The 8497-nt window shown below is 64.0% G+C and carries 9 protein-coding genes; 6 read left to right on the forward strand and 3 right to left on the reverse strand.

What is annotated here, in order from left to right:
* Positions 1-404 precede the first annotated feature (404 nt).
* Complete coding sequence (locus F6X53_RS31355; RefSeq protein WP_151005751.1) at positions 405-830, reverse strand: DUF6894 family protein; 426 nt, start codon at positions 828-830, stop codon at positions 405-407.
* Between the two features lie 364 nt (positions 831-1194).
* Here F6X53_RS31355 and F6X53_RS31360 point away from each other — a divergent pair, with 364 nt between their 5' ends.
* The 4 genes from F6X53_RS31360 (at position 1195) to F6X53_RS31375 (ending at position 4358) form a co-directional block, all read left to right on the forward strand.
* Positions 1195-1911 (forward strand): Crp/Fnr family transcriptional regulator, encoded by a 717-nt coding sequence (locus F6X53_RS31360; protein WP_238296036.1) that lies wholly within the window; start codon positions 1195-1197, stop codon positions 1909-1911.
* Positions 1912-2039: 128 nt separating this feature from the next.
* Positions 2040-2249 (forward strand): hypothetical protein, encoded by a 210-nt coding sequence (locus F6X53_RS31365; RefSeq protein ID WP_151005757.1) that lies wholly within the window; start codon positions 2040-2042, stop codon positions 2247-2249.
* A 127-nt stretch (positions 2250-2376) separates the two neighbouring features.
* On the forward strand, positions 2377-3861 hold the full coding sequence (locus tag F6X53_RS31370; protein ID WP_151005759.1) for an ATPase domain-containing protein: 1485 nt from the start codon (positions 2377-2379) through the stop codon (positions 3859-3861).
* Between the two features lie 257 nt (positions 3862-4118).
* A complete protein-coding gene (locus F6X53_RS31375; protein WP_151005761.1) occupies positions 4119-4358 on the forward strand; it encodes a DUF6894 family protein in 240 nt (79 codons plus the stop codon).
* Positions 4359-4379: 21 nt separating this feature from the next.
* Here F6X53_RS31375 and F6X53_RS32850 read toward each other — a convergent pair whose 3' ends face one another.
* Positions 4380-4805 carry a DUF6894 family protein gene (locus F6X53_RS32850; protein WP_191971086.1) on the reverse strand — a complete coding sequence of 142 codons (426 nt, stop codon included), beginning with the start codon at positions 4803-4805 and terminating at the stop codon, positions 4380-4382.
* Positions 4806-5363: 558 nt separating this feature from the next.
* Between F6X53_RS32850 and F6X53_RS31385 the strand changes: the two genes are divergently transcribed.
* Positions 5364-5546 (forward strand): hypothetical protein, encoded by a 183-nt coding sequence (locus F6X53_RS31385; protein WP_151005763.1) that lies wholly within the window; start codon positions 5364-5366, stop codon positions 5544-5546.
* A gap of 1286 nt (positions 5547-6832) precedes the next feature.
* Here F6X53_RS31385 and F6X53_RS31390 read toward each other — a convergent pair.
* Positions 6833-7648 (reverse strand): transglutaminase-like domain-containing protein, encoded by an 816-nt coding sequence (locus F6X53_RS31390; RefSeq protein WP_151005765.1) that lies wholly within the window; start codon positions 7646-7648, stop codon positions 6833-6835.
* 307 nt (positions 7649-7955) lie between these two features.
* Here F6X53_RS31390 and groES point away from each other — a divergent pair, with 307 nt between their 5' ends.
* On the forward strand, positions 7956-8243 hold the full coding sequence (gene groES, locus F6X53_RS31395; protein WP_151005767.1) for a co-chaperone GroES: 288 nt from the start codon (positions 7956-7958) through the stop codon (positions 8241-8243).
* Positions 8244-8497 lie beyond the last annotated feature (254 nt).

An 8497-nucleotide genomic window follows, 5' to 3' on the forward strand; every position in this document is an offset into this window, starting at 1 on the left:
TGCCTAGGCGTCCACCTAGGCCCTCACGGTTGCGCCCGGTGTCCGGTCAAATTGGGGGCCACTCCATAAAACTCGTGCACTGGTTCGGGCGGTATTGTCGCTCCTGCTCCGCTGCCAGTCTCCGCGGTGTGCAGTGCTGACCGCCGCTTCTGACCCCTTCCGGACCTTCACGGCGCTCGGGAGGAGCATCCGGTCACGAGCGTTTTCTGGACATTTAATTTCCCGACAGGGTTTTCAGACACCTGCGACCTGCCTCGCGCTCGACACGCGCGCCAACCGGCCCGTCGGATTTCCCGTCGTTTTCTCGACAAGCGGTGCAATGGCCGAAGCAGAGCTGGCCCCCGGCGTTCGATCCTCTGCTGACGGGCCTCGCTGCTTCGCTGAACCTGATCCCGATCTGCCGATCAGCCCGGACCGTGCCAGGGGTTCTGAGCGCCAACCTTACGGGCACGGGCCATCAGCTCGCGTGTCGTCTGCAAGGTTGCGCTGAGCGCCCTCTGGTTCTGCTCAATGGCCGCGCATAGCCGCTCAGTGCGCGCGATCTCCTCCTGCGCCCTCCGTTTACGAGCAGCCTGGGCCGGCTGCCTGGGCCGGCGGGTTTTGTCGAGGATCTCCGAGAAGGGCACCTCCATCAGGATCTGCCCCCCAGCATCCGCGATCTCGAACGCAAAGCGCATCGGCTGTTGGCCACGCCGGATCATATCGGCAGCCATGTCCGGGATCGCCCGGCAGGCATCGAGGTAGGCCGTCTCGAGGTCGGCGATCTTTAAGCCGTCCTCGTCCTGCTCCCGGCCGTCCGGCGTTTGCAGGTGAAAGTGGAAGCGGGGCATCGGCTGCCTTCGGCTGCGCTCTTGCCAACTTCACAGACGATGCGAACCAAATCCGTGGGTTGGCCGTCCACGTTCGGCACTCCACGCTTCTACCATAAAGGGGACGTAGACATTCACACAGGTGAAGTTTCTGGCCGCCGGGTACCCAGCCAAGTCAGTGTGGCCACCGTATTGTTGGGTGCCCGATCAGGTGGATAATAAGTTTTTCCAAAACAATATACGTTAGAGCATTCGCTCCACATCGGCCTATGATCGTTCTTATCATCAGCGTGTCCGACACAGGTGCTGATGGCTGGGAGAGGCGCGCGCTTCCGCCTGCAATGCAAGGCGAAGCACCATGACTTCAGCTTCCGACATCCACGCCATGACCATGCTCATCCGGAAGCTGGAGAGCATCGCGACCCTCTCCGACGAGGAGCGGCAGGCCATCCTGAGCCTGCCGGCCAAGACCCGCGTTCTCCAGCCCGGGCAAGACATCGCGCGCGACGGCGACACGCCCTCGCAGTGCTGCCTTCTGCTCGATGGCTGGGCCTACCGCTACAAGATCCTCGGCGAGGGCCGGAAGCAGATTTTTTCGTTCCACATCCCTGGCGACATTCCCGACCTGCAGAGCCTGCACATCCACACCATGGATCACAGCCTCGGTACGCTGACCCAAGCCATGGTGGCGCTCATCCCGCACGAGGCCATGCGCGAGTTGACCACCCGCTATCCTGGCATCGCGGCGGCCTTCTGGCGCGACACGCTGGTCGATGCGGCCATCTTCCGGGAGTGGATGGTCGGCATGGGCCGGAAGTCAGCCTTTGGGCGGATCGCGCACCTGTTCTGCGAGATGTACCTCAAGCTCGAAGCGGTCGGCCTTGCCGGTGAACACCGCTGTCGCTTACCGATCACGCAGATCGACCTCGGTGACGCCCTGGGTCTCTCGAACGTGCACGTCAACCGCGTGCTGCAGGAGATGCGCGGCAAGGGCCTGATCACGCTGCGCAGCAACACCCTGGTGATCGAGGCCTGGGATGATCTTATCCGAGCCGGGGAGTTTGATCCGACGTACCTGCATTTGCAGAAGCGTGCTGCCTGAGCGTCCACTCACGTTAATGGCCGCTGCCGCAGAAGTGTCTATTGTAGATGCTCGTTGGCTTCCATCCTGGCCGTCAGCGCTTGAGAGATCTGTGTGCCACCGCTTGTTGCATGCGGAGGATCAACGCCATGACGCAGGACGACCTCCTCGATGCGGTGGAGCGCCGCATCGCACAGGGCGAGGCACACAGCACGGCGCTGACCGCCGCCATCATCGGCCTCACCAGGGCCGGATGTGATGCGACGGAGTTTGAGACGATGCTGCGAGACATCCGGAGCATCCTAGCGCCCCTGCGCCGCCAGCAATGGGCGATCCCGGCCAGGGCAACGAACCCGTGAGCAGATCAACCGCATCACGCACTTGCGCGAGCTGGGCATCTCCATAACGCTCAACCTGCGAGCGGCTCGGGCCAGCCCTATCGGAATACTCCTCGTCTCTTCACCGGCTTCCCTGTAGGCAGGTGCTATGGCCCGAACCCTCGAGACCCCAGACAAAGCCGCCTTCGGCATCGTGGGCCTCGACGACATCCTGGGCGGTGGCCTCGTGCGGGATCGGTTCTACCTGCTGGAGGGCGATCCCGGCACCGGCAAGACGACGATCGCGCTGCAATTCCTGCTCGACGGCGCGGCTCAGGACGAGAAGACCCTCTACATCACGCTCTCGGAGACCGAGGAAGAACTGCGCGAGGTGACGACCTCGCACGGCTGGGACTTCGACCCCCGCATCGCCGTCTTCGAGGTAATCCCGCCCGAGAGTCTGCTCGATGCCGACCAGCAGCAGAGCCTGCTCTACTCCGCCGACCTCGAACTCGGCGAGACGGTGCAGCAGATCCTCGACGCAGTCGACCGGGTGAAGCCAACCCGCATCGTCCTCGACAGCCTCTCCGAGATCCGTCTGCTCGCCGGCTCCTCCCTGCGCTACCGGCGCCAGATCCTCGCCTTCAAGCACCACTTCGCGCGCCACGCCACCACCGTGCTGATGCTCGACGACCTGACGGCGGAGGCCCTGGACAAGACCGTGCATAGCGTCGCGCACGGGGTGATCCGCCTGGAGGAGCTCGCCCCCGATTACGGCGCCCAGCGGCGGCGCCTCCGGGTGATCAAGTACCGCGGCCAGCACTTCCGCGGCGGCTTCCACGATTACACCATCGTCCCCGGCGGCGTGCGGGTTTTCCCCCGGCTCGTCTCGCTGGAGCACAGGACGGGCTTCACCCGCGAGCAGCTGGTGAGCGGCATCGCCGAACTCGACGCGCTCCTTGGCGGCGGCATCGAGACGGGGTCGAGCGCCATGATCCTTGGTCCCTCCGGGACCGGCAAGACCCTCTTCGCCATCCAGTACGTCTTGGCGGCTGCCGCCCGCGGCGAGCGTGCGGCGATGTTCATCTTCGACGAGGAGATCGGCCTCCTGCTCGAGCGCACCCGACAGATGGGGTACGATCTCGAGGGCCTGCGCGATGCCGGCAAGCTCCTGATCGAGCAGGTCGACGCCGCCGAGCTGACCCCCGGCGAGTTCGCCCACAAGGTGCGCAGCCTCGTCGCCGAGCACGCGGTCAAGACCGTGGTGATCGACAGCCTCAACGGCTACCGGGCCGCGATGCCCAACGAGCACGTCCTCGTGCTGCACATCCACGAGCTCATGCAGTACCTCAATCGCCAGGGCGCGACGACATTCCTCACAGTCGCCGAGCACGGCCTCGTCGGAGACATGGCGACGCCGGCGGAGGTCACTCACCTCGCCGACACCGTGATCCTGCTGCGGTACTTCGAAGCGTTTGGCCGGATGCGGCGAGCGATCTCCATCGTCAAGAAGCGCGCGGGCTGGCACGAGGACACGATCCGGGAGTACCGGATCACATCCGACGGCCTGCGCATCGGCGATCCGCTCGAAGAGTTCCAAGGCGTGCTGAGCGGCGTTCCCGCCTTCACGGGTAAGAGCAGCGACTTGGCATGACGGAGTGGACGCCGTCAGCGCCGGAGCACCCCTTTCCATAACACCCAGACTGCGAACCGCGCTGCAGCCGAAAGGCGCTTGCCAAGTTTCGCTGGAGCAAGCCCTATTGGAACGCGGTCGCCACCTCCTGCGAAGGTTCACAAACGTTGTTGCACCCTCTCGGCCATCTGTGCAGAAGTAGACAATCGCTGGCCTCGATCCCTGGCCGTCGGCGCCTGAGAGATGCGTGTGCTCCCGCCTCACATGCGGAGGGCCACATGCCCCGCTACTTCTTCGACGTCCACAACGGCGGTCCCCAGTTCGACGACACCGGAACCGAGCTTGCAGGCTCGGACGAGGCACGTGCAATGGCCAAGTCGCTGCTGCCGGACATCGCCCGCGAGGAAATCCCCAAGGGTGGTGACCAGAGCGCGTACACGGTGATGGTGAAGGACGGGGGCGGTCAATCTGTCTACTCGGCCACGCTCACCTTCGCGGGCCTCCGGTTGCAGCGATAGTTTGGCGCGCGATCTCTGCGCTTACTGGCGCTGGCCGCGATCACCGATGTCGAGTGCCCGTAAGCGAGCCAATAGGGCATGGCTCTGAGACAGCGTGGCGTATAGGGCGTCCCGCTCCCGTTGCACCGCCGCGATCAGGCTCCGTGTTCGCTGGATCTCGGCCTGCGCCTTCTGCTCCGACACCTGCGAGCGGCTTGGCTTGCGCCACTCGCCGAGGACCGCGGAGAAGGGCACCTCCATCAGGAACTGGCCCTCCGCATCCGCGATCTCGAAGGCGTAGCGCAGCACTTGCCTCGGCCGCGTGCCGGCGCGCTTCAACTCGACCGTCATGCCCGGAATGGCGCGGCACGCATCGAGATAGGCGGCGTCCAAGCAGGCGAACGGCACGCCTTCCTCATCCCACTGCAGGCCGTCCGGGGTTCGCAGATGGAAGTAGTAGCGGAGCATCCGGCCTCCTCTGCTCTCACCTGCAGCGCAGGACAGGAGCGGTCGGATCAGCGCGGCCGCATCCCGCGCTGATCCGGGTGAGCTTCCGCCATTTCCGCGCGCTCAGACAATCACACAGATGTAGAAGGCAAAGCGCATGGCTGCCTGAGCGCTATATGCCTCGGCAGGCCGCGTCGATCATGGTGGCGGCTTCCGTCCTTAGCGCGCGGCCGGCACCCTCCCGGTACGCATCAAACCGTGGACAGCCTCGCTTGCGCATGGCTATCGTGCGGCATGCCGGCGGCGAATTTCCCCCGATAGTCTCCGCAAGCATAGGAATCGCCCGCGGATCCCCCTCGCGGGCGGTTTTTCTATGCCTGTATTGCGACCCTGCGCAGGGCCCTAAAGAGCATTTCCGGAGACTTCAAAAAAGGGCCCGATTTGCTTTTCATAATCGAACTTACGCGAAGGAAAACGCGCTGATTATGCGAATTTGCCGGGCAAGGCCCGCAAGGCAACCATGCCGATCGACGAGGGGTTGTCACTCCACAGGCCCGCAGAGGCGGGCGAGGAGTTCACATGAAGAAACTGGCGATCTTGACCACTTTGGCGCTCGTCTGCGCCGGCCCCATTCTCGCTCAAGGCCGCGATCCGAACAGCTCGTCAGCTGCCTCCGGCAATGCTGAGGAGAACAACAAGCCCCGTTCCAACTCGACGGGCGGCGGCGGGGGCAGCGGCCAGGGCCCTGGCGGCGGCGGTTAGTCAACCCTCACACGGACGCGAGCAGCCCCGCAGCCTTACGGCTCGCGGGGCATTTCTTTGCCGCGTGCTGGAGGAGAACGTTCCATAGTTTCCCTTCTGCGAAAGGCAGAACGCTGGCGTGCTGTTCTCCTACACAAGCAACAGCGGCGTTTCAAACGTTCCAGACAGGCAAGCCCTATTGGAACACACGCCTCTGGAGCGGCTGTGCGGGAGCAAACGCCTGTAGGCCACGTTGATGTAACGGCGATTAACATCCGCGAGGCATCGATGGTGCAGCTTGAGGTCGTGCCCGCTCAGATTGAGGCTCTGGCTCAGGAGGTGCGGGAGAGGATCGAATAGAGCCTTGCTCGATCAGGCGTCGACAGCGCTGCCTTCTGGCACGCCGTAGCGCTGATCTACCGTCGCGGTCTCTCGGACCATATGCCTCCGGAAGGGCGGCCGCCGGATCGCTTCGTTTGCCGTGCCGGACGATCTCTGCCGTATGCGCACCATCCGTAACGCCCACTGCCCAAAGCCTGGTGCATCTACTCCGGACCCAAGTTGTGCGTGTGCAGGCGCTTCAGAGCGGCGCGGAGAGATTGCCGGGCATGCCCCGGGCAGACCGCGGCGGGCAGGTACACTCGATGAGTTTGCCAAGTGCATGGAGCTGCAGCTCATACAATCTCGGAATGCGGGCCGCTGAAGGCAGCCACGGGTTCGCGAGCGACACGCGGCGAAGCCCCTTCGGCGTGGCAATGAGGACGGTGATGCTGGCCACAGGACACCTACCATCATCGGCGCCCCGCATGATCCTCATGATCGACAGTGCGCCTGAGGAAAGCACGAGCGGTTCTGGGCCTCTGTGCGTTCCTGGCGGTCGAACACGAAGAGGTGCCGGGAGGGTGCATGTACACTTGGAGGGCCATGGATTGGGCCCCGCACGACGGGCGGTGGATCATCGCCATCAATCGTGATGAGCCAGATCAGCGCGCCATCGTCCGCTGAGATCCCAAGCGTGCCGGCGATGCACGGCCTTGGCACGTCACCTCCTGTCAGCACAGCTAAGCTCGCAGGCGATGAGTTCAAGACAGCACTCCTTGGCATGCGCGCCAACGCGCCCTGACCCTCAGCGTCGTTCGCGACTGCAGATCTCTGACCACTTGGCGAGAGTCGGTCATGGTTCAGTTCGGCCCAGATCTCGACTGTCGCGTCGCAGACCCGATTGGAGCCACTCATTAAGTTGAGTTGCACCACCTTGGTGAGATCATCCAAGCGGCTGGCGGCCTCCACGCCTTGGGCGAGCGAATTCACGAAAGGGGTGGCGCTTCCTCTGTTGTCACCCGGAACTCCGTGAGGGTGTTTGCCCCAAAGGTCAGGGTCAGCGGCACGTCGGCAGCATCGCGTCCGTAGGCGATCAGGATCCGGCCGATGCGGGAGCTGTTGTTGCGTGGATCGAAGGTGTGCCAGCGGCCGCCGAGATAAACCTCAATCCAGGCCGCGAAGTCTCCCGGCGCGTGCGGCAGGGGTAGGCCGATGTCACTGACATAACCATTGCAGTAGCGGGTCGGGATGTTGAGGCAACGGCAGAAGGCGATTGCCAGATGCGCGTAGTCGCGGCAGACGCCCTGCTGCTCCTCAAACACATCGAAGGCGGTGCGGGTCGGGCGCGCATGCTCGTACCCGAAGGCGATGCGGTCGTGGACGTAGTCACAGATGGCCTGAACCCGGGCCCAGCCGGGGGGCAAGTGCCCGAACAGGTCCCAGGCGATGTTGGAGAGGCGGTCGGTCTCGCAGTAGCGGCTGCCGAGGAGGAACAGAATGCAGTCCGAGGGCAGCGTCTCGATGGGGATCTCCCCGGCATCGGGAGCCAGCGTGTCGCCGCTGCCGTGGTCGCGTACCACCGTGTCAGTCTTCAAGGTGAAGCGGCCAGCGGGGGCGACCATGCGATTGCACCAGTTGCCGAAGCTGTCGCGGTAGCCGTCGAGGGGGACCGGTGGGCTGGTGATCAGGTAGTCCGGCCGCTCTAGATCAGAGAAGCGCGAGGCGTGGACGTTGAGCGTCGCAATGACAGGGGTGGGCCGGGGGAAGTCGTAGGTCATCTCGCAGCCGACGAGAATGCGCATGAGGTCTCTCCAGAAAATTGGCGCGAGGCTTGTTGCCAAGCATCCGCGAGAGACAAGTCGAACGCGGGCAGGCGAGCCACATTGGAAACAACGTGTCTCCAGGCGTAGCATGGATGCGCAGTGACCTGTCGCGTTGTTCCCAAAATGATTGGGTGGCAGTCGGGACAATGATCGTTAGCACTCTGGCTCCACGAGTGCTAAGGTCATCACGAAGCGACCATGTAGACTGTTTGGTACCTGCCCGTCCTGCCACGGCGGCGTCGCCACAGGCCCATGTTCTCGCGCCGCTGTCTGATCGGAGTCCACCATGACATTTCGCCCGTTGCACGACCGTGTCGTCGTCCGCCGTATTGAGGGCGAGGAGAAGACCAAGGGCGGCATCATCATCCCGGACACCGCCAAGGAGAAGCCGCAGGAAGGCGAGATCGTCGCCGTCGGGCCTGGGGCCCGGGACGAATCCGGCCGCGTCAACGCGCTCGACGTCAAGGCCGGCGACCGGGTCTTGTTTGGCAAGTGGTCCGGCACCGAGGTCAAGATCGACGGTCAGGACCTGTTGATCATGAAGGAATCCGACATCATGGGCGTCGTCGTCTAGCACGCGGCAGCCCTGCCACATTCCCGATCTGCCCTTCGAGGCCACCCATTTCGGGGCGCCTTGGGGCAAGAGCCAACCACAAAGGATCCGACCTCATGGCTGCCAAAGATGTCCGCTTCTCGTCCGATGCCCGCGAGAAGATGCTGAAGGGCGTCGAACTCCTCGCCAACGCGGTGAAGGTGACGCTGGGCCCCAAGGGCCGCAACGTCGTGATCGAGAAGAGCTTCGGCGCGCCCCGCATCACCAAGGACGGC

Origin of the sequence: Methylobacterium soli (assembly GCF_008806385.1) — a bacterium.
Taxonomy (GTDB): domain Bacteria; phylum Pseudomonadota; class Alphaproteobacteria; order Rhizobiales; family Beijerinckiaceae; genus Methylobacterium; species Methylobacterium soli.